This is a genomic window from Clostridium sp. 001, assembly GCF_019056555.1.
GTDB classification, from domain to species: Bacteria; Bacillota; Clostridia; order Clostridiales; family Clostridiaceae; genus Clostridium_B; species Clostridium_B ragsdalei.
The window spans coordinates 2,310,641-2,331,505 of sequence record NZ_CP020473.1; the positions used below are offsets into that span (position 1 = coordinate 2,310,641).

A 20,865-nucleotide genomic window follows, 5' to 3' on the forward strand; every position below is an offset into this window, starting at 1 on the left:
GGGGAGAAAATATTATGGAGAATGCAGATATAAATAAGAGTATGGAATTATCTCATGCTTTAAAAGTTCACCCTTGCTTTAGTAGAGGGAATGCTTCGAATTATGGAAGAATTCATCTTCCAGTAAGTTCTCACTGTAACATACAGTGTAAATTTTGTAAAAGAGTTTATAATGACAGCGAAAATAGACCTGGTGTTACAAAGGAAATACTATCTCCAAAAGACACTATAAAAAAAGTTAAAAAGGCTCTAGAACTTTGTCCTCAAATAACTGTAGTAGGTATAGCCGGTCCGGGAGATAGCTTGGCTACTCCTCAAGCAATTGAAACCTTTAAACTTATTCATAGAGCCTATCCTACCCTTATAAAATGTCTTAGCACTAATGGCCTTTTACTTTATAAGTATGCCCAAGAAATTTATGATGTAGGAGTAAGAACTATAACAGTTACTGTAAACGCTGTAGATCCATGTATTGGAAGTAAAATTATATCTTACATAAATTACAAAGGCGGAAAATATTACAGTAAAGAAGCATCAAGTATTCTCATAAATAATCAGCTAAAAGGTATATCCAAAATAAGTAAACTTGGAGTTATAGTAAAGGTAAATTCGGTATTGATTCCAGGCATTAATGACCAACATATAGGGGCAATAGCTAAAACCGTTAAAGATGCAGGAGCATTTCTATACAACATCATACCACTTATACCTCAACATGAATTCAGCCATATTCTTGCTCCTACATGTCAGCAATTAAATGAAGCAAGAATAACAGCTGAAAAGTATATTTCTGTATTTAAAAATTGTAAACACTGCCGCGCAGATGCATGTGGAATACCTGGTAAAAAAGACTTTTCAAATGAACTTTATGAAATCACTAGTTATCCTGAAACTTTCTCTCACGGCTAACATATAAATCTCATAAAATAAAGCAGACATTTTAGATAAATGCCTGCTTTGTTTTTTATCTTTAGATATTTAATTTTTTACGTTTTGACTCTATCCTTTGAAGCATTTGCTCTGCTGCCTTATCTGGATCAGGTTCTACAAAGAATTTTGAACCATAGTCATCTTCCATCTTATTTAACAGATAATCTGCAACAAATGGACCTCCAGTTACAGGTGGAACAACACCAAGCCATGCATCTATACCGCTTCCCACTACATACATTCCTATAGCTACTGCTTTTTCTGACATCCATTCAGGAGCAGCTCCAACTACTGGCAAATCGCTGATATCCAATTTTAAATAATTTGCTAGTTCACCAACAAGTTGTAAATTACGACTGATATCAACACATGAACCTTGGTGAAGAACAGGTGGAATATCTAATAAATCACACACTTTTTTAAGTCCAGGACCAGCTATCTCTTTAGCTTCTTTTAAAAGCAATCCTGCCTTTGCTGCTGCATGAGCTGCACAGCCCGTAACAACTACTATTACATCATGTGCAATTAAATACTTAATCATTTTTACTATAGGTCCATCATGTTCAACTTTCGGGTTATTACAACCTACAAAAGCAGCTGCACCTCTTATAACACCCGATAATATAACATCTGCAAGAGGTTTAACTGTTTGAAGCTGATCTATATTTGAATTGACAACCTTGTCAAGGGTGTCAACTATAGCTTCAGTACTAAATCCAACCACTGCATCACATTTTTCATGAGGAATTAAAACCTTTTCTCTATCTCTATTCTTATAATTTAATATAGCTTCTTTCAATATCTGTTTTGCACATTCATAGGCATTGTCTTCATCAAACTCAATATATAATGAATCTGTTATCTTAGCTTTTGGTGATGTTGTTATAAATTTAGTATGATAAGATTGAGATAGTTTTGCAAGTGATGGCATTATGCACTGAACATCAACTATCAATGCTTCAACTGCACCTGTTACTACAGCAAGTTCCTGTTGAAGGAAGTTTCCTGCCATCTTAATACCATGTCTTAGTGCTATTTCATTTCCTGTACAACACATACCACAAAGATTTATTCCATCTGCACCCTGAGCTTTTGCAAGAGCAATGAGTTCAGGATCTTCAGCAGCTGCAACAACTGCTTCTGAAAGTACTGGTTCATGTCCATGCAGTATAACGTTAACTGAATTTTCCTCTAATACGCCTAAATTAGCTGTAGTTTCTACTTCTGATGGAGTTGTAAATAGAATATCACTAAGTTCAGTTGCAATATAAGAACCACCCCATCCATCTCCAAGGGATGCTCTCATTGACATTTTAAGAATATTTTCTGCATCTCCTGAACATCCAATGTGAGTTGAGTGCATTATACTAACTATATCTTTATCAATTGCCCTTGGAGTTACACCAAGCCTGTCCCATACTTCTCTTCTTTTTTTAGGAAGTGCTGTAGGCAAAGTCAAATTTCCATGAGGTTTTCCATACTCATTCAATGTAGCTGCGGCCAAATCATGTGCTACATCATAAATATCTCTTCCCTCAGTTTCAATTCCAAATCTCTTTGCAACAGCTGCAAGCTTTTTCTCATCTCTTATATTTATTTGTCCATCTCTTGATGCGTTTTCAAGATAAAGACATATTGACCTACCATGATCTGAATGTGCTGCCGCTCCAGCTGCACACATTCTTGCAAAGTTTCTTGCAACTATAACATCTGCTGTAGCTCCACAAATACCTCTTGATACTCCTTTTCCTGGAACTGGACTTACCCGGCAAGGCCCCATAGCACAATTTCTACAGCATACACCAGCTAAACCAAAACCACATTGTACTTTCATTTTAGCTTTTCTATCCCATACAGTTTCTACACCATCTTTTTTTGCTTTTTCAATAAGCTCTTCCTCAGCTGCTACTATTTCTGATCTTCTGTCTTCCATTAATAAAATACCTCCTTAAAATATAATAAATTTATAACCCAAATTGTATTTTTTTATTATAGTTAAAATCTAATTGTCTACCAAATTTGTAAAGGTTAACATGGAAGGGGCAAAAATTATTAATCTTTTTTTAACTAAATAGGGTTTTAGGTATTTTTAAGATTATACAATGTATCTTTATAAGATACTTTTGCTATTTTATATAAGAAGGATATATTGTATTTAATATAATTTTTCTCACTATTATACTAATGATGAGATTACCCCTAACATATTTGTGTTTATGTTTAAATTATACGACATATATTTACATTTGATAAACAACTTAAATTTACACTTATACAACTAAAAGTTATAACTTTAAAATTTAAAAGAAGGGCAAAAACAATTTATTTTCTCTATTTTAATCTACATTATTATTGGTCCACGCCTTATATAGAAGTTTAACAGCTGGATTAATTTCATCTAATTTTATTCCTCCAAATCCCAACATAACAGTACCTTTTAAACTGTTCTCAGGATATTTCCAAAACTTCGACGTAGGATATACTTTTACACCAACTTCATGAGCTCTTTCAATTAACTCCCTTTCTGACACATTTTCTTTCACCTGTACTAAGATGTGAAGACCAGCATTCATGCCATAAATAGAAATTTTGTCTCCAAACATTCTTTTCAAACTTTCAACTAGTGCATCATGTTTTTTCTTCTGCATCCTATTAGTTTTTCTAAGGTAGCTTTCCCAATGCCCTTCTTTCATAAAAAGTTCTAAAGTTTTTTGGATAATAAAAGGTACAGAAGGTGGATACCCCTCAAACATTACAGTAAACTTATTTAACATACATTTGGGAATGATCATGTATGATAAACGTAATGTTGGAAATAAAAATTTTGAAAAACTGCCGATATATACAACTCTATCACTACAAAGAGATTGAAGAGACTGCACAGGTTTTGTATTATATCTAAGGTGGCAGCTATAATCATCTTCAATAATTATTGAATTGTTTTTAATTGCCCATTCTATAAGCTCAAGTCTTCTAGAAATAGGCATTATAATTCCTAAAGGATACTGATGTGATGGAGTAACATGCACAGCTTTGGTATTTGTAGAATTTAGTTCCGTTACATTTAATCCGGATGAATCAAGAGAAATAGGCTTCACATTAAATCCATGATTTTCTAAGGTACGGCGGGTTATATGATGTCCTGGTTCTTCCATTGCAATTGTGGTAGTAATATCCTTAATAAGTTGACATAACATACCTAAACAGTAATTCACGCCGGCCCCAATAAAAATTTGATCTAACGTACATTCTACTCCACGATAATAATGAAGATATTTTAATATCTCTTCTCGAAGATCAATTTCTCCAAAAGTTGGACCATAACTTGTCATCTGCCTAGAAAAATTTTTTATGCACTTATTTGTAAGCTTTCTCCACTGCGTCATAGGAAGTTCACTCTCATTCAATTTCCCATATTTAAAATCATATTGAATTAATGAATCCGAATTATCTGGCAACGTAGGTTTATTATAAAAAACTTCTTTTGTACCATGAATATATGAAAGATCTAACTTTTCAACATAATATCCGCTGCGAGGTTTACTAATTAAATATCCTTCCGAATATAGTTGATGATAAGCTATCTCTACAGTGTTTCTACTTATATGTAAATCACTGCATAGTTTTCGGCTTGATGGCAGTTTACTACCTGGCTTTAAATCACCATTTAAAATTTGCTCTCTAAACTGCTGGTACAACTGAATATATAATGGAACATCACTTTTATCTTTTAAAACAAACATACGTTCACATCCTTTTAACCTAAAATCATGATTCTTTAAGAATACGCTTTTCTATAGTTGGCCTCATTCTTTTTTCTAAATCTGGCACTTTTACATATAACACTAGTGTTTTACAATAAAGTTATATTAATTTCTTATTTTATCAACATAAAACGGTATCAACCAATATTTTATATTATTATATCATAATATATAAAAGTATAAGAATTAGCATATTATACTTTTAAAATTTCTTAAGATATTATAAAAGGCAGGTGTAATGAATTGGAGATCAAACAATTAAAATATTTTCTAGAAGTTTGCAAACATAAGAGTTTTTCAAAAGCTGCTAAAGAAATTTATATTACTCAACAGGGCTTAAGCAAGGCAATTAGTAATTTGGAAGAAGAACTTCAATATCCTTTACTTCATACTACACCTAAAGGAATCAAAATAACAAAATATGGGCAATACTTGCAAAAACGATCGGAACATATTGTACAGGAGTTTGATTTGATTTTAGATGACATGAATAAAATGGCTAATATCAATGAGGGAACTCTAACCGTATGTTTTAGCTTTGGAGTTCTTAATGCTCTATCACCAGATATTATATCTGACTTCCAAAAAACTTATCCTAACATTAAGTTAGTTATAAAAACTTATCCTGATTCAATTTGTGAAGAAGTTGTTATGAATGAAAAAGCAGATTTAGCTGTTTCAATTGGCCCCGTTAATGAAAAAACTTTTAATTCTACTGCCATTAAATCTCAGTATCCTTGTATTTTAGTAAATAAAAAAAATCCATTGTCTAAAAAAACATCAGTGGATTTTAAAGAATTAAAAAACGAAAAATTTATTATTCTTAATGAAAAATTTCATTTTTATCACAACTTTATTAATAAATGCAGAGAATCAGGTTTTGAACCAAATATAGTCTTTACTACCTCAGAAATTATTACCGTTCATAAACTAAGTCATTTTAATAAAGGTATTGGAATAAGTATTGATTTTATGGCTAAAGATATTAACTATGAGGACATTTATCCAATTCCTTTTAAAGATCCTTCTTTCAAATGGGAAATTTGTTTAATAACTAAGAAACACCGATTTGAGCCCAATTTAGTGAAAATATTCACAAATTATATGCTAAATTACTAAAACTAATATACATGCGTTATTTTTACTTACTAAGCTGCCGTAATCTCTATACTATGATTAATTGAAATTTCAGCTGCACTAAAAAACCAAAAAATAAGCAGTTGTAATTCCTATAACCATTTATTTTTTGGCAGTTATAACAGCATTTGACCCTACAGTCTACTGATTATCAATTAGCACTTTTATACTATGCTAATTAAACTTTTTTAGATACTTCTTCCAATACTTCAGCAGTTGAAGAAAGTTCTTGAATAGATGAAGTTATCTCCTCTATTGCACTGCTTGCTGCTTCAAAATTGGAATTTGATTTATTTATACTATTAGTAACAAGTTCCATAGAACTGGTAATTTCTTTTAGCACGGAATCAATTTCTTTAACTGATTCACTACTTGATTTAGACAATTTTCTTATTTCTTGTGCAACTACACCAAAGCCTTTTCCATTATCTCCTGCTCTTGAAGCTTCAATAGCTGCATTTAATCCCAAAAGATTTGTCTGCTTTGAAATGCTTTGTATAAATCTTAAGATTTCATTAGTATCCTTAGCATTTTTATTAGCTTTATTTAATGCTTTAGAAGTATCTTCATTTGAGTTAACTATGTTTTGGATTTGCTCGGAAATATCACTGCTTGCCAAGGACATTTGTTTAAGAGAACCAGATACATTTTTAGATAGAGTCAGCACCTTATCCATATTTTCAAGACTTTGTGCCGCTAGTAAAAGACCAATTACCTTGTTATTATTATCTTTAATTGGAATTGAGTACGATCTAAAAGGTACTCCGTATAATGCTTTGGAAACAATATCTATTACTGGCTTTCCAGTTCTTAGTGCCTCACCTGGCGGTCCTTTTCTTGGTATTGGATCTCCTTCTTTACTTGATAAACTTAGCTTGTCACTATAAAGAATTTTTAAAATTTTTTCTGTATCAGTAATATATATAGTTATATGATGACCAAAAAGTATATCTATGTATTGCAGTGAATCATTTAAAGAATTAAATATTGTATTTTCAACTATCGGTGATAACATATTTTTGCCTCCAATTAATTTACTATAAATACAATATATATTATACATCTTACTTGTATAAATTGAAATATATTCCTTGCATTTGTATATAAGTAAATTTATGATTAATTTACCATATACCTATTTTATGAAAACACTACAAATAAGAAAACACCCGCTAGTCTACTGCAATATTACTACAATAAACAAGTGGGTATTTCCATTTAATATTAAATCTAAGGCTTACTATATTGTAGGGCTTCTCTCCCTTCATCACCAGTACTTATACGTATAACGTTTTCAATATCATAAACAAATATTTTTCCATCACCTATTTCTCCTGTGTGGAGTATTTTTTTAGCAGTTTCAATAACAAGTTCTACAGGTACTTCACAGACTACCACTTCTACTTTTACTTTTGGTAGTAGATTAATGTCCATGGTTAATCCACGATAATATTCCTTATAACCTTTTTGTACTCCACATCCTAAAACATTTGTAACAGTCATACCCGTAACACCAATGTCATTTAATGCTTCTCTTAATTCCTCCAATTTAGCTTTGTGAGTAATAATATCCACCTTTTTAAGTTTATTACCCATTGTTTTACCTCCCTTATTAAATATATTTCAATTTCTTTCGTAATTCTACAATCATTGATCTGGATACTTAAAATGTACAAATTAATAAATTAATTCTTTACATAATATTATATCAAGTACGATTTCAAAGGTTACTGATTATTTCGCGTTCACGGAGCCATCAATACGCAATTGAGAGCCACCTATTCGCATAATGATTCCACTCTGTTTTTTATAAGGTCATTCGTGGAATGATTCCACTTATTCATAAATCTTCTGTACAATAAATATGGAGCTAAAAGCTACCTAATTTTACAGAAGGGAGGCCTTTTTATGGCCAATAAAATCAAAGTGAAGCTCATCCTAGAGCTTCGAGCAGCACGTATGTCACGTAACACAATTGCAGCTACCAGGCATATGTCTAAAAACTCTGTTAGTGATGTGTTTCACATCGCTGATTCTCTCGGCATTACCTTCGATACTGTCAAAGACATGGATGAGGAAATCGTATATCGGATTTTCTATCCGGATAAGCATGTCATCGAAAATATGTATAGGAATCCTGATTATGAGTATGTTCACAAAGAATTGAAGAAAGTTGGTGTTACATTAAAACTGCTTTGGCAGGAATACTGTGATAAATGTAATAGCTCCAACGAAATCTCTATGGGCTACACTAAATTCTGCGAGGGATACAGTGATTATACGATTGCAAACAAACTGACTAATCATCTGGATCACAAGCCAGGTGTCATCACAGAAGTAGACTGGTCAGGACCAGGGATGTCTTATGTTGATGCTACAACAGGTGAAGTGATTACCGTATATCTGTTTGTTGCTACACTTCCATATAGCCAGTATTCATATGTAGAGCCCTGTCTTGATATGAAGCAGGACACATGGCTTAGATGTCATATTCACATGTATGAATTCTTTGGTGGTGTCACCATCCGTACTGTTTGCGATAATCTCAAAACTGGTGTTATATCCCATCCTAAAGAAGGCGATATCATACTTAACGACAATTATGAGGCACTTGGTTCTCATTACATGACAGCAATCATGCCAACCGGAGTCAGAAAACCTAAACAGAAAGCATCAGTAGAAGGTACTGTTGGAAAGGTAGCAACTGCCATCATTGCTAAACTTCGTAATAAGCTCTATTACTCATTTCATGAATTAAAGATGGGTGTCTCAAATGCCCTTACGGACTTTAATAACCAAAAGTTCCAAAAACGTGAGGGAAGCCGAAAGGCAGTTTTTGAAGAAGAAAAGAGTTATCTTCATAATCTTCCAATCATCCCATATGAAATCGCTGAATGGATTTATGGCAGAAAAGTAAATCTTGACTGTCACGTGGTCTATAACAAGAATCGATATTCCTGCCCTTATCAATATGTTGGTAAAACAGCAGACCTAAAAGTTACCGATTCTAACTTGGAAATATATATATCAAGGGAACGTGTTGCTACCCATACAAAGTTTCCTGATTATGTAATCAATCGTTATTCAACACACGCTGAAGACATGCCTGATCAGTTCCAACAACCTGAATGGGATAATACACGAATCAGACGACGGGCTTATTCTATCGGAAGCAGTACCGGTGAGGTTATTGATAGGATATTTGCTGGAGTAAAAATAAAAGAACAGGGATACAACCCATCCCTGTCCGTTTTACGCTTGAGCAAAACCTATTCAGAAGCCCGTCTGGAAACTGCCTGCGAGTTGGCACTAACTAGAGTCAAAACGCCCCGCTATCATCATGTTAAATCTATTCTTGCTACTAATCAAGACCAGATTTATCTAGAAAATAAAAATGCATCCGTAAAACCCAAGAAAAATACAGGTGGATATGTACGTGGTGCAGAGTATTACGGAGGTAGCAGTAATGATTAACGATGAAACAAAACGAAAACTGCGTGAACTGAATCTTAGTGAACTCATTACTGCATTGGAAATACAGCAGCGAGACATCAACTGTGTCACTCTGCAATTTGATGAACGCATACAAAGGCTGATGGATTATCTTTACCAGGAGAAATATAACAGTAAGATTCAGCGACTTATGAAGCTTTCAAAGTTCAGGCTTCCCAAAGCCGAAGTAAATGATATCTATTATTCAGAACGTGGTATTGAAAAGCAGGTGATTCAAGAATTGTCCACATGCCAGTTCATTGGAAACAATTCAAATGTCATTTTTCAAGGCTTTACCGGTTCTGGCAAAACATATCTTGCATGTGCACTTGGAAGGCAAGCCTGCAAATATCAGATCAAAACTAGGTATATAAGACTTCCAGACTTATTAGTAGAGCATGATGAGGCTTCTCTAGTCACTAAGGGCTCAGCAAAACTACTTAAGAAGTATAGCTGTTATGGATTGCTAATTTTGGATGAATGGCTACTTGAAGATATCTCTGAAGAAGAACAGCATTTCATCTTCGAACTGATTGAACGCAGACACGATTCAACATCTACTATCTTCTGCACGCAATACCGTCAGGAAGACTGGCATTCAAGACTTGGTGGTGGTGTTCATGCTGATGCCATCATGGACAGAATAGTACATAATGCAATCTGGGTTGAAACAGGATCCCTGAACATGCGTGAGTACTGTGCTAAACACAAGCTATAATTTCAAGTGGATTCATTCCGTGAATTGCTGGATTCAAGACGGATTATTACTGGTACGGAGCTATGCTCCGTACTGGATTCTTTTCCGCGAAATAATCAGTTACCTACACTTTTTAGATTTTAATTCCAAAATCACTTAAAATACAAATTTATATTATGCATTTAAATTTTATACTATTTTATAAAGACTTTTCAACTATATTTTTATATTTATATTAAATTTACAGTCCTCCATAGGCTTCTTCTCCATGTTCTGTAATATCTAAACCTATCTGTTCATCTTTTTCACTTGCTCTTATACTGCTTACAACATTAATTACTTTAATTATAATAAATGTAACTACTGCTGCATATATAATACTAGATAAAATACCTATAACCTGAATTCCAATCAATTTCGGATTTCCATGTATTAATCCATTTCCACCAGCTGAATTTACTGACTTCCATGCAAATATTCCAGTAGCGATTCCCCCCCATATTCCTCCTACACCATGACATCCAAAGACATCTAATGCATCATTATATCCAAACTTAGCCTTAATAAAAGTAATAGATATATAACATATAACTCCTGCTACTAAACCAACAATCATTGAAGCTAGGGGGCTTACAAAACCTGCAGCCGGAGTTATAGCTACAAGACCTGCAACTATTCCACTAACAACTCCAAGAGAAGTTACTTTTTTTCTATAAGCAAATTCACAAACACTCCAACTTACAACTGAAACTGCTGCAGTTACTATGGCAAACATAAGCTGAAATACCATAAATGCTTGCTGTGGAATTGTACTTCCATAATTTGCATTCGGTGCAAATTCTACTCCTTTTAAGCCAGCAAAATTAAGACCACCTATTAATCCTCCTATATCCTTTCCAAAACATAGCGTATACCCTATAAGTATCCACTGAATAGATACTATTGCTAGAGCCGAATAACTATGAAGGGTGCTGTTTAATGTATTCTTGCCTCTAACCATTCCTCCATAAAATAACGCCAACCCTGGAGTCATAACCATTACCAGTACTGTGCTCATAATTACAAATACAGTATCTGCTCCATTTACTCCACTCATAAAACACCTCCTAAAATAACAAACTTATTTATATAATACTAATTTTTGTGCAAATTATCTATAGTTAGTAAGCGATAAATTACCCGGTGTATAAGCATAAAAAATAAACGACCATTCGTTAAAATGGTCGTAATTTATTATGCTTTCTTTTTACATGAAGATTGAACCCATTGGTCCCATGGCAGGTATTCATTCAGGAATTCTGGATGTGCTTCAAATTGAACACCTGGTAAATTTTTAAACAAAAACTTGAGATAACTATAGGGCTCAAGGCCATTAGCTTTAGCCGTTTCAAGACGCTTCGTTTTTCGCTCATCAGGTGTAAGATTCACAAGTAGTTTCTCTTCTGAAAAGAGTTTATTGCAAAAGTCAATTCCTATTGCCGGAAGTGTAGCTTCTGGACTTTTTATATCTTTCGGAAGTGCTTCAACAAAATACCTTCTAAGATGTGTCCAGCACAGACATCTTGTTATTCCAGGTACTTTATTGTATCCACTATAGCAGTCGGTATTAAGATATCCTTTAAAACCTTTTAAAAATTTTTGTGGACAATTTCCACTTCTTGAGGGTTTGTAATCAAACAACCTTATCGGTGTCTGGCTTCCTGCATACGTACTGTATACCCACATATAGGATTCAGATGTGTTTTTCCTTCCAGGCTCCATAAGTACCTGTACAGGCGTCTCATCTGCATGCAAATATTTTTCTTCAATAAGTTTCTGGTGCATTAATTTTGTAAGTGGTATCAGCCAGTCTCTAGCTGCAACCATAATCCAGTTACTCATTGTTGCACGGCTTAGCTTTACCCCCAGTGACTCCCATTCTTTCTCCTGACGGTATAAAGGGAGGGCATCTACGAATTTCTCATACATGATATGGGCAACTGTAGATGGTGAAGCCATTGAATGCTGTACTACAGGGTACGGCATTGGTGATTTCTCTATATAAGGCAATCCTTCTTTTCTGCATTTCCTGCATTCGTAAGATTCCCGATAATAGTCAATAACACGAACTTTTGCTGGAATAAATTCTAATTCTGTGCGAATAAATTCTCTGCCAATGCTTACTAGAGATGTTCCACATTTTTCACAGAAACGTTCGTCTTCTTCAAGACCACAAATTACTGTATCATGGGGAATATCTTTTAGAAGTTCTGCGCGTTGTCCATTGAATTTCTTACGTCGGTAGTTTGCTACTTCTTGTAATGTTGGTTCTGGCGCAGACGGCTTGCTTTCTGTTTCTACTTCATTAAAAAGGTTTATCTGACCTGCAATTACAGATGTTTTTTCACTGCTCCTGCCAAATAACTTGTGTGTTAAAAATTCAACTGTCTCATGGAGAGTTTTATTCTCCTTCTCCAGTTGTATTATGCGATTTTTAAGCTCTAGAATTTCATTTTTGGTATACATAATTGAGACAGTTCCTTTACTATTTTTTATATCTATTATTATACCATGAATTTCTATAAAACCGCATGATTTCAGATTTCTCTGACACTAGAGTGCAGTTTGTACATCTACCTTTTTTACAGCCTTTGGCTGATTCAATGACAGTCCTTCCATGAGCCACCGAAATTCCCGAGGAGTTATGCATTTTACTGCCTGTGCATCCTGGGGCCACTGAAAACGTCCATTTTCTAATCTTTTATAAAGAAGTACAAAACCATCGCCCTCCCAATATAATGCTTTCATTCTATCTCTCTTCCGACCGCAGAATAAAAATAAGCTATTTTGGAATGGATTCAGCTCAAAATTCTGCTGTACAATTGCAGCAAGTCCATCAATGGATTTTCTCATATCTGTATATCCAGTTGCAATATATACCTTCTCTGCTTTTGAAATATCACCCAACATTTCTGAGCACCTTTATAATATTTTGAATTAAACTTTCTGAGGCACTGTTGTGAATTTCAAGTACTGCAGAGCCTAAATGGACAATAACATCAGCTTGGGATGTTCCTGAAGGAACATAAGCTGTATCTGTAGAAATGACATTAGATATTTTGGGCATATCCATTGGAACTATTTGTCCCTGATGGTTTATTGAAGGCAGTGCTTTACAGGCAGCAGCACGTATTTTCCTTAGCCAGTAGTAATAACTGTTTGCCTTAATTCCATTATTCCTGCACCAGGAAGATACATTTTCTCCACTATCCATGCATTCACGTATGGTCTTAATCCATTTATTCATTCTATAATCCTGTGTTGTTTTTTGTACATCCATTTAAAATCTCCTATTAAAGTTTTTCAAGTTAACTTTAAAAACTTTAAAACTTATTTTAGAAGATTATCTCACATTTTTTAAACACTTTCTATCCAACTTCTTATTTGACGCTTACTATAGTTATATTATAATTTCTATTAATTTATCATTTTTTACATATTTTTGTTGATTATTTTAAAATAAAGTGTTGAATGAAAATTTAAAGAATATGAGTTTTCATTGATCACTCTATATTGGTATTAAGTCCAATCAAAGAGCACAAAAAAACACCCACTAGTCTACTGTAATATCACTACAATAAACAAGTGAGTGTTTCTGTATTTAGAACCTGTCAAATTCTTTATTGGTGCTCCTAGCAGGATTCGAACCTGTGACCTACTGATTACGAATCAGTTGCTCTACCATCTGAGCCATAGGAGCAAAACACAATACTATTTTAATACAAAACTCTATTTTAAGCAAATATAAAAAAATTTTTTTTATATTACTATCATAATTATCCAAATATGATTAATTTCTTAGCATATCTTGAAAATATATGGATAGCACTAAATTATATAGTTAGCTCTAATAATAACTAATCATATCTATGCAATTCATTTATTTTTAGACTTTGACTTTCTTTGACCTTTATTGTACTATAATAACTGTAATAAGGATTTACAAAATATAAAAACAGTTTAGAAAACATAGAAAATAAAATCTATAAGGAGGTATTCATTATGTTTGATATGGTTCCATTTAGAAAAAACAATTCTTTAAAAAGAGGTGATGCATTCGATAACTTTGTAGATTCATTCTTTAATAATGACTTTTTCGCACCTATGAACATGAATGGTTTTGACAATGGTTTTAAAGTTGATCTTAAGGAAAATGAAACTTCTTATGTAGTTTGTGCTGATCTACCAGGAATAAATAAAGATTCCATAGACTTAGATTTTAACAGTAATTATTTGACTATATGTGCAAAAAGAAATGATTCTATTGAAGATAAAAATGAAAACTTTGTAAGGCGTGAAAGAAGATACGGTGAATTCAAAAGAAGTTTTTACATCGATAATGTAGATGATTCAAATATTACAGCTTCTTTTAAGGATGGAGTTTTAAGAGTTGATCTTCCAAAACTTAATAGAGAAAAAGGAAATGGCAAAAAAATAGATATACATTAACGAAATTTGATAATTTTTAAAAAATAATAAAATTATATTTAGGAGGTATTCATTATGTTTGATATGGTTCCATTTAGAAAAAACAATTCTTTAAAAAGAGGTGATGCATTCGATAATTTTATAGATTCGTTCTTTGACAATGACTTTTTCACACCTATGAACATAAACGGTTTTGGCAATGGTTTTAAAGTTGATCTTAAGGAAAATGAAACTTCTTATGTAGTTTGTGCTGATCTACCAGGAATAAATAAAGATTCTATAGATTTGGATTTCAATAATAACTACTTGACCATATCTGCAAAAAGGGATGACTCTATAGAAGATAAAAATGAAAACTTTGTAAGACGTGAAAGAAGATATGGTGAATTCAGAAGAAGTTTTTACATTGATAATGTAGATGACAAAAACATTACAGCTTCTTTTAAGGATGGAGTTTTAAAAGTTAGCCTTCCAAAACTTTCACAAGGTAAAAGACAAGGTAAGAAAATAGATATACAATAAAAAATTACTTACTACAAAATTAATATAACCAGACTAAAAAACACTGTAAATAAACTTTACAGTGTTTTTTAGCTATTCCTGATGTATAACATCTAAATTACCAAATTTACTAAACTGACCCATCCAGGCCAATTTTACAGTTCCTGTAGGACCATTTCTCTGTTTTGCAATAATACATTCCGCAATATTTTTATCTTCTGTATCCTTGTCATAGTATTCATCCCTGTACAAAAACATAACTATATCTGCATCCTGCTCTATTGATCCGGATTCTCTTAAATCTGACAACATAGGTCTATGGTCCGTTCTAGCTTCAGGCGCACGTGATAATTGAGACAAGGCAATAACAGGACATTCCATTTCCTTTGCTAGTGCTTTTATGGATCTGGATATCTCTGAAACTTCCTGCTGCCTATTTTCTGAGCCTTTGCCTCCGCTCATAAGCTGTAGGTAATCCACAACTATCATATCTATACCATGTTCCATTTTTAATCTTCTGCATTTAGACCTCATTTCCATAATGGTTATACCTGCAGTATCATCTATAAATATCTTTGCAGCAGCAAGAGGCCCTGACGCTCTAGCTATATTTTCCCAGTCCTTATCTTCCAAATTTCCCGTTCTTAAATTCAACATATCTACATGTGCCTCAGAACATAAAAGCTTATAAGCTAATTGTTCTTTTGACATTTCAAGAGAAAACATAGCTATTTTTTTACCTTCCCTTAAAGCAGCATATTCCGCTATATTTAAGGCAAAAGTTGTTTTACCCATAGAAGGTCTAGCTGCCACAAGTACCATATCTCCCTTTTGAAAGCCCGACGTCTTAGCATCTAACTCTCTAAATCCAGAGGCTACTCCTGTAGTTTCACCTTTATCGTTGAATAACCTCTCTATTTCAGTAAATCCTCTTTCAAGTACAACATTCATAGGCTCAAAATCAGAAACTTTTCTATTACTTGACAAATCAAATATAGATTTTTCAGCCATATCAATGGTTCCTACAACATCATCTTGGTTTTTATAACTTTCTTCTATTATCTTAGTAGAAGCCCTAATAAGTTTTCTCAGGACAGATTTATCTTTTACAATTTTTATATAGGATTTTAAATTAGCAGTGGATACTATTGATCCGCTTAGTTCACTTATATAAGTTATACCACCTGCTGCTTCAAGTTTTGATCTCGATTTTAAGTTTTCAGTCAAAGTTATTATGTCTACAGCTGTATCTTTTTTATATAAATCAAGTATTGAATCAAAAATAACCTTATGTGAATCCTTATAAAAATCCTCGGTGTTTAGAACTTCCATAGCTTCAACTATTGAAGTTTTATCAATAAGCATAGATCCAATTACACCTTGTTCAGCCTCTATATTATGAGGTATGCTTCTAATAGATGTATCCATACAGATGCCTCACTCCCTAGAATTAAATGTTACCATTTGCTTAATTGATCTACAGGTGAAATAGCAATTGTTTCAAATTAACACTCTGCTTATTTAGAATTAGAAGATCAATTCCATAAGTTCCTCGATATTTGATACAGCCTTAACTTCTATATCCTTAATATCAGCAGGTACTTCTTTCAAATTTTCTACAGGTAGTAACATTGTCTTTATTCCCTTTCTCCTGGCACCATAAGCTTTTTCAAATATTCCACCTACAGGTTTTATCTTTCCTCTTAAAGATATTTCTCCTGTTACAGCTACATCTTGCCTTAAAGGTTTTTGTAAAAGGGCGCTTATAATACACACCGTAATAGCAGCTCCTGCTGAAGGACCATCAATCCTTCCTCCACCTATTACATTTACATGGATATCATAATCACACATATCTTTATCTGTTATTTTTCTTATAACTGAAGCGGCATTAAATACAGAATCTTTCGCCATACTTCCTGCTGTATCATTAAATCTTACAATTCCCTTGCCTTTTTCTTTAGCTTCAAATGTAACGGCTTCTATTTCTATAGTAGAGCCTATATATCCACTTACTCCTAGTCCATAAATATGACCAATTTCATAGGTAGACTTTGAAGGCACTTCTTCAAAAGGTATAAATCTACTTATAGATATAACTTTCTTTAAATCCTCTACTGAAATTTTAACTTTATCATTTAAATCACTTATTCCATTATTATAAAGTACATATCCATAGACATCTGATAATATGTTAATAGCTTTTCTGCCTTCAATTGTATATTTACTTATAAGTTCAGATACCCCGCTCTCAATTTCAATATTAAGTTTTTCAGCGGCATCTTCCACTATTTTCTGTATATCCTTCACAGAAAGCGGCTCAAAATAAACCTCAGTACATCTTGATCTAAGGGCAGGATTTATTTCACTTGGCTCTCTTGTAGTAGCTCCTATAAGTAAAAAATCTGCAGGAGCTCCCTTTTCAAATAAATACTTTATATATTTAGGTATATTCTCATCATCTGGATCATAATATGAAGATGAAAATTCGACTCTTTTATCTTCGAGTACTTTTAGCAACTTATTCTGGAGCATTTCATCCAATTCTCCTATTTCATCAATGAAAAGCACTCCACCATGAGCTTCTGTAACAAGTCCAGGTTTTGGTTCTGGTACTCCTACTTCCGCTAAGTCTCTCTTAGTTCCTTGGTATATCGGGTCATGTACAGAGCCAAGAAGTGGATTTGTAATTTCCCTAGGATCCCACCTTAAAGTGCTTCCATCTACCTCTACAAACTTGGCATCTTTTCTAAAAGGTGTAAACTTTAACTTTTTAGCTTCTTCTAAAGCAATTCTAGCTGCTGTAGTTTTACCTACTCCCGGTGGTCCATATAAAATTATATGCTGCGGATAGGGTGATGCTATTTTAGACAGTATAGACTTTATAGCTCTCTCTTGGCCAATTATTTCATCAAAAGTTTCTGGTCTTAGAAGTTTTTGAATGTTTTTGCTAAGCCCCTTAGAATCCAGTACCTCAAGTTGAGCATACTTTTTCAAAGTTTTTGCATTTTCAGGTCCTTTTCGCTTTTTTATAATACTGAGTCTAACCTCATCCATATATTTATCCTGATGTTCTGTAAGGTTTTTCTCTACTTCCTTTTCAATCTTAGTTCTTACATATCTTTCTGCTAATGTTTCTGCTATCCAATTATTGGTATTTTCTAGTGCATCATATACATTTGATTCATCTGGTATCTCAGTTAATCCTTTTCCATCACTAACTATTTTATTTAGAGCATATATTCTTTCAAATAAATTCTCACTATTCATATAACCTTTTAAATTATACCTTACTACTCTAGAGTTCACAGTACCTTTATCCATTATTTTTTTCAAAAGATCATATAAAACTTTTACTTGAGTATTTATTGGAATAGAATCATTTAATTCCCTATTTAATCCATCAACAAATTGTAATTTCACAAATTTTCCTCCTTATTTCTCTGCAATAACTACTTTTATTTTAGTGGATATCTCAGGATACAATTTAACTTCTACATCATAGGTACCAAGTTGTCTTATGTTGTTAACTGCTATTTTCTTTTTATCCACATTTATATGAAATTTTTTGTTTAATTCATCTGAAATGTCTTTTCCCGTTATTGATCCAAACAACCTTCCATTTTCTCCTGACTTTACAGTTAATTTTATCTCTTTTCCCTTTAAGCTAGCAGCAAGTTTTTGTGCTGCTTCTATTTCAGCAAGTTTTTCTTTTCTCTCTGCTTCCTTTTTGTTATTCAATATATGAAGATTTGACTGATTTGCTTCTTCTGCAACTCCCCTTGGTATTAAATAATTTCTAGCATATCCGTCTGAAGCATTTATTACTTGCCCCTTTTTCCCTAAAGTTTTTACGTCCTTTAATAATATAACTTTCATCTATTCTTCACTCTCCTCAGTATATTCATTTATAGCCTCATCTAATTTTTCTATAGCCTCATCTATGGTTACGGATTCTAATTTAGCTCCTGCCATAGTCATATGCCCTCCCCCTCCTAGGCCTTCAAGTATAATTTGAACATTTATATCCCCTAAGGATCTAGCACTAATAAATACTTCATCTTTTATTTTAACAAAAACAAAGGATGCTTGAATACCTGTAATATTTAGTAGCTCATCTGCTGCTTGGGCAACTAATAATAAATTTGCCATTTCTGGAGGACATACTGCTATAGCAATACCATTTTTTATCTTTGCCGATTTTATAATTTCAGCTCTCTTTAAATAAGTCTCGAAATCATAGGAAAAAAGCTTTTTTATATCTATGGTGTCTGCTCCCAATCTTCTTAAAAATGAAGCGGCCTCAAAAGTTCTTACACCAGTTTTAAAATAAAAATTCTTTGTATCCACACATATGCCTGCAAGAAGTGCTTCTGCCTCTATTGGTTTTATATTTGGTTTTTCTACCATATAAGGCAGCATTTCAGTAACCAACTCAGAGGTAGATGAAGCATAAGGTTCAATGTAACTTAAAAGAGAATTTTTAATGAGATCTGTAGTTCTTCTATGATGATCTATTATAACTATTCTATCAAACTTCTTAACTAATTGCATATTTTGTACATGTCCTTCACTATGTACATCTACAATTATAAGAAGGCTATTTTCATCTATCTTATCTTCACAATTTTTGCTGTGTATAAAAACATTATCGTATTCCTTCTCTTCTTTTATCTTATCTAATATAACTTTTATGCTTTCATTACTATCATCTAATATGATAAAGCATTCTTTATTCATTAAACTAACTACACTGCGAATTCCAACAGCAGATCCTAAACAATCTATATCTGGTTTCATGTGTCCAATTATAAATACATTTCTACTATCCTTTATTATATCTACAAGAGCCTGGGCTATTACCCTAGCCCTTACTTTTGTTCTTTTTTCAATTTCCTTAGTCTTTCCTCCATAAAACAAAAGCTTATCTCCATTTTTTACAACTGCCTGATCTCCTCCACGTCCTAGTGCCAATTCCTTAGCCGATACTGCATATTTTTCATTCTCTAAAGGAGTATCACCACCCCTGCCAATTCCAATACTTAAAGTTACTGCAAGTTTATTTCCCATATTTATTTCTCTAATAGTATCAAGTATTTCAAATTTCTTTTCCATTTCTTTTTCTATGTACTTATTTTGTATACAGAATACATATTTATTTGATTCATACTTTCTTATCATAGCATTTAAATTTTGAGCATAACTATTTATAGTTCTCTCTATTTCAGCTATTATAAGTGGTCTATCGTCTTCTTCCATAGGCTTTACTACATCATCAAAATTGTCTACTTCCATTAACATTACTGCATCTTTGTTTGCATTTACTGAATTCATAATTTTAAAGGGTTTTGTTACGTCATAGAAATATAAGAGTATAATTTTATCTTTAGAGTTTTCTGAAGTATCAACTATATTAGTATATATATCATAATATTTGTCCTTAATCTTTATATATCTAAATATAGTTTCCTTTCCATTTGCCACCTGCTTAACATTAAAATCTCTTACCACATTCTTAATATTTTGACCTAGTATGTCTTTTCCTTCTAGTATAGAGGAAAAATTTTGATTATACCAGAGTACATCACCGGTGATTTTTATTATAACAAGTGGAAAAGGAAGTTTTACAAGTGTATTTCTGGTAGCTATATCAAGTTGAGATGAAAAATCTTCTATAAACTTTTTCCACTTACTTTTTTTATATTCCGTATTTTTTACATTGTAAATTACAAGAAATGCATATAGACAGATAGCTATACTTCCAACTATCATATGTCCATATGCCATCAATATTAAAATAAGAAGAGCAATTATCACCATGTACACTTTATTACCCTTTATAAAGTAATTGTACTTATTATCCATTAAATGAGCCCCC

The 20,865-nt window shown here is 32.8% G+C and carries 18 protein-coding genes and 1 tRNA gene; 6 read left to right on the forward strand and 13 right to left on the reverse strand.

Going from position 1 to position 20,865, the window contains the following annotated elements; genetic code table 11:
• Window positions 1-41 precede the first annotated feature (41 nt).
• A complete protein-coding gene (locus tag B5S50_RS10715; RefSeq protein ID WP_065076973.1) occupies window positions 42-908 on the forward strand; it encodes a radical SAM protein in 867 nt (288 codons plus the stop codon).
• A 61-nt stretch (window positions 909-969) separates the two neighbouring features.
• On the opposite strand, the gene cooS is transcribed toward B5S50_RS10715, so the two are convergent.
• Together cooS and B5S50_RS10725 are read right to left on the reverse strand one after the other, a co-directional pair.
• Window positions 970-2,862, reverse strand: a complete 1,893-nt coding sequence (gene cooS / locus B5S50_RS10720; RefSeq protein ID WP_065076965.1) for an anaerobic carbon-monoxide dehydrogenase catalytic subunit — start codon at window positions 2,860-2,862, stop codon at window positions 970-972.
• Between the two features lie 403 nt (window positions 2,863-3,265).
• Window positions 3,266-4,672 carry a PLP-dependent aminotransferase family protein gene (locus B5S50_RS10725; RefSeq protein WP_065076966.1) on the reverse strand — a complete coding sequence of 469 codons (1,407 nt, stop codon included), beginning with the start codon at window positions 4,670-4,672 and terminating at the stop codon, window positions 3,266-3,268.
• Window positions 4,673-4,936: 264 nt separating this feature from the next.
• Between B5S50_RS10725 and B5S50_RS10730 the strand changes: the two genes are divergently transcribed.
• The gene (locus tag B5S50_RS10730) at window positions 4,937-5,812 is read left to right on the forward strand and encodes a LysR family transcriptional regulator (RefSeq protein WP_065076967.1); all 876 of its coding nucleotides are present in this window, start codon (window positions 4,937-4,939) and stop codon (window positions 5,810-5,812) included.
• A gap of 196 nt (window positions 5,813-6,008) precedes the next feature.
• Here B5S50_RS10730 and B5S50_RS21830 read toward each other — a convergent pair whose 3' ends face one another.
• Window positions 6,009-6,845 carry a methyl-accepting chemotaxis protein gene (locus B5S50_RS21830; RefSeq protein ID WP_217301824.1) on the reverse strand — a complete coding sequence of 279 codons (837 nt, stop codon included), beginning with the start codon at window positions 6,843-6,845 and terminating at the stop codon, window positions 6,009-6,011.
• A 215-nt stretch (window positions 6,846-7,060) separates the two neighbouring features.
• Entirely contained in the window at window positions 7,061-7,426 is a 366-nt protein-coding gene (locus B5S50_RS10740; RefSeq protein WP_065076969.1) for a P-II family nitrogen regulator, read from the reverse strand.
• 312 nt (window positions 7,427-7,738) lie between these two features.
• Between B5S50_RS10740 and istA the strand changes: the two genes are divergently transcribed.
• Together istA and B5S50_RS10750 are read left to right on the forward strand one after the other, a co-directional pair.
• Complete coding sequence (gene istA / locus B5S50_RS10745) at window positions 7,739-9,304, forward strand: IS21 family transposase (protein ID WP_217301825.1); 1,566 nt, start codon at window positions 7,739-7,741, stop codon at window positions 9,302-9,304.
• Entirely contained in the window at window positions 9,297-10,040 is a 744-nt protein-coding gene (locus B5S50_RS10750; protein ID WP_217301826.1) for an ATP-binding protein, read from the forward strand. The genes istA and B5S50_RS10750 overlap by 8 nt, the downstream gene beginning before the upstream one ends.
• Before the next feature lie 220 nt (window positions 10,041-10,260).
• Here B5S50_RS10750 and B5S50_RS10755 read toward each other — a convergent pair whose 3' ends face one another.
• The 5 genes from B5S50_RS10755 to B5S50_RS10775 form a co-directional block, all read right to left on the reverse strand.
• Window positions 10,261-11,115, reverse strand: coding sequence for an ammonium transporter (locus B5S50_RS10755; RefSeq protein ID WP_065078754.1), 855 nt, complete (start codon window positions 11,113-11,115; stop codon window positions 10,261-10,263).
• A gap of 137 nt (window positions 11,116-11,252) precedes the next feature.
• The gene (locus tag B5S50_RS10760; RefSeq protein ID WP_217301827.1) at window positions 11,253-12,524 is read right to left on the reverse strand and encodes an IS66 family transposase; all 1,272 of its coding nucleotides are present in this window, start codon (window positions 12,522-12,524) and stop codon (window positions 11,253-11,255) included.
• 87 nt (window positions 12,525-12,611) lie between these two features.
• Window positions 12,612-12,968: an IS66 family insertion sequence element accessory protein TnpB gene (gene tnpB / locus B5S50_RS10765; protein WP_122058723.1), complete on the reverse strand. Its 357-nt coding sequence runs from the start codon at window positions 12,966-12,968 to the stop codon at window positions 12,612-12,614.
• The gene (locus tag B5S50_RS10770) at window positions 12,958-13,338 is read right to left on the reverse strand and encodes a hypothetical protein (RefSeq protein WP_065077981.1); all 381 of its coding nucleotides are present in this window, start codon (window positions 13,336-13,338) and stop codon (window positions 12,958-12,960) included. The genes tnpB and B5S50_RS10770 overlap by 11 nt, the downstream gene beginning before the upstream one ends.
• A gap of 344 nt (window positions 13,339-13,682) precedes the next feature.
• Window positions 13,683-13,758: transfer RNA gene (locus B5S50_RS10775), tRNA-Thr, on the reverse strand.
• 302 nt (window positions 13,759-14,060) lie between these two features.
• Here B5S50_RS10775 and hsp18 (B5S50_RS10780) point away from each other — a divergent pair.
• Window positions 14,061-14,507: a heat shock protein Hsp18 gene (hsp18, locus tag B5S50_RS10780; protein ID WP_217301828.1), complete on the forward strand. Its 447-nt coding sequence runs from the start codon at window positions 14,061-14,063 to the stop codon at window positions 14,505-14,507.
• Window positions 14,508-14,561: 54 nt separating this feature from the next.
• Window positions 14,562-15,008 (forward strand): heat shock protein Hsp18, encoded by a 447-nt coding sequence (hsp18, locus tag B5S50_RS10785; RefSeq protein WP_065078756.1) that lies wholly within the window; start codon window positions 14,562-14,564, stop codon window positions 15,006-15,008.
• A 72-nt stretch (window positions 15,009-15,080) separates the two neighbouring features.
• Here hsp18 (B5S50_RS10785) and B5S50_RS10790 read toward each other — a convergent pair whose 3' ends face one another.
• From B5S50_RS10790 to B5S50_RS10805, 4 genes are all read right to left on the reverse strand, one after another.
• Window positions 15,081-16,415 carry a replicative DNA helicase gene (locus B5S50_RS10790; RefSeq protein WP_217301829.1) on the reverse strand — a complete coding sequence of 445 codons (1,335 nt, stop codon included), beginning with the start codon at window positions 16,413-16,415 and terminating at the stop codon, window positions 15,081-15,083.
• Window positions 16,416-16,514: 99 nt separating this feature from the next.
• Complete coding sequence (gene lonC, locus B5S50_RS10795; RefSeq protein WP_065078758.1) at window positions 16,515-18,410, reverse strand: Lon family ATP-dependent protease; 1,896 nt, start codon at window positions 18,408-18,410, stop codon at window positions 16,515-16,517.
• 12 nt (window positions 18,411-18,422) lie between these two features.
• On the reverse strand, window positions 18,423-18,866 hold the full coding sequence (gene rplI, locus B5S50_RS10800; protein ID WP_013240836.1) for a 50S ribosomal protein L9: 444 nt from the start codon (window positions 18,864-18,866) through the stop codon (window positions 18,423-18,425).
• Window positions 18,867-20,852, reverse strand: coding sequence for a DHH family phosphoesterase (locus B5S50_RS10805; protein WP_065078759.1), 1,986 nt, complete (start codon window positions 20,850-20,852; stop codon window positions 18,867-18,869).
• Window positions 20,853-20,865: the final 13 nt, after the last annotated feature.

What these genes read in the sequence shown, in the direction of transcription:
- B5S50_RS10715 (WP_065076973.1), top strand. Translation starts at nt 42, where the DNA reads ATGGAATTATCTCATGCTTTAAAAGTTCACCCTTGCTTTAGTAGAGGG.
- cooS (WP_065076965.1), bottom strand. Translation starts at nt 2,862, where the DNA reads ATGGAAGACAGAAGATCAGAAATAGTAGCAGCTGAGGAAGAGCTTATT.
- B5S50_RS10725 (WP_065076966.1), bottom strand. Translation starts at nt 4,672, where the DNA reads ATGTTTGTTTTAAAAGATAAAAGTGATGTTCCATTATATATTCAGTTG.
- B5S50_RS21830 (WP_217301824.1), bottom strand. Translation starts at nt 6,845, where the DNA reads ATGTTATCACCGATAGTTGAAAATACAATATTTAATTCTTTAAATGAT.
- B5S50_RS10740 (WP_065076969.1), bottom strand. Translation starts at nt 7,426, where the DNA reads ATGGGTAATAAACTTAAAAAGGTGGATATTATTACTCACAAAGCTAAA.
- istA (WP_217301825.1), top strand. Translation starts at nt 7,739, where the DNA reads ATGGCCAATAAAATCAAAGTGAAGCTCATCCTAGAGCTTCGAGCAGCA.
- B5S50_RS10750 (WP_217301826.1), top strand. Translation starts at nt 9,297, where the DNA reads ATGATTAACGATGAAACAAAACGAAAACTGCGTGAACTGAATCTTAGT.
- B5S50_RS10755 (WP_065078754.1), bottom strand. Translation starts at nt 11,115, where the DNA reads ATGAGTGGAGTAAATGGAGCAGATACTGTATTTGTAATTATGAGCACA.
- B5S50_RS10760 (WP_217301827.1), bottom strand. Translation starts at nt 12,524, where the DNA reads ATGTATACCAAAAATGAAATTCTAGAGCTTAAAAATCGCATAATACAA.
- tnpB (WP_122058723.1), bottom strand. Translation starts at nt 12,968, where the DNA reads ATGTTGGGTGATATTTCAAAAGCAGAGAAGGTATATATTGCAACTGGA.
- B5S50_RS10770 (WP_065077981.1), bottom strand. Translation starts at nt 13,338, where the DNA reads ATGGATGTACAAAAAACAACACAGGATTATAGAATGAATAAATGGATT.
- hsp18 (WP_217301828.1), top strand. Translation starts at nt 14,061, where the DNA reads ATGTTTGATATGGTTCCATTTAGAAAAAACAATTCTTTAAAAAGAGGT.
- hsp18 (WP_065078756.1), top strand. Translation starts at nt 14,562, where the DNA reads ATGTTTGATATGGTTCCATTTAGAAAAAACAATTCTTTAAAAAGAGGT.
- B5S50_RS10790 (WP_217301829.1), bottom strand. Translation starts at nt 16,415, where the DNA reads ATGGATACATCTATTAGAAGCATACCTCATAATATAGAGGCTGAACAA.
- rplI (WP_013240836.1), bottom strand. Translation starts at nt 18,866, where the DNA reads ATGAAAGTTATATTATTAAAGGACGTAAAAACTTTAGGGAAAAAGGGG.
- B5S50_RS10805 (WP_065078759.1), bottom strand. Translation starts at nt 20,852, where the DNA reads ATGGATAATAAGTACAATTACTTTATAAAGGGTAATAAAGTGTACATG.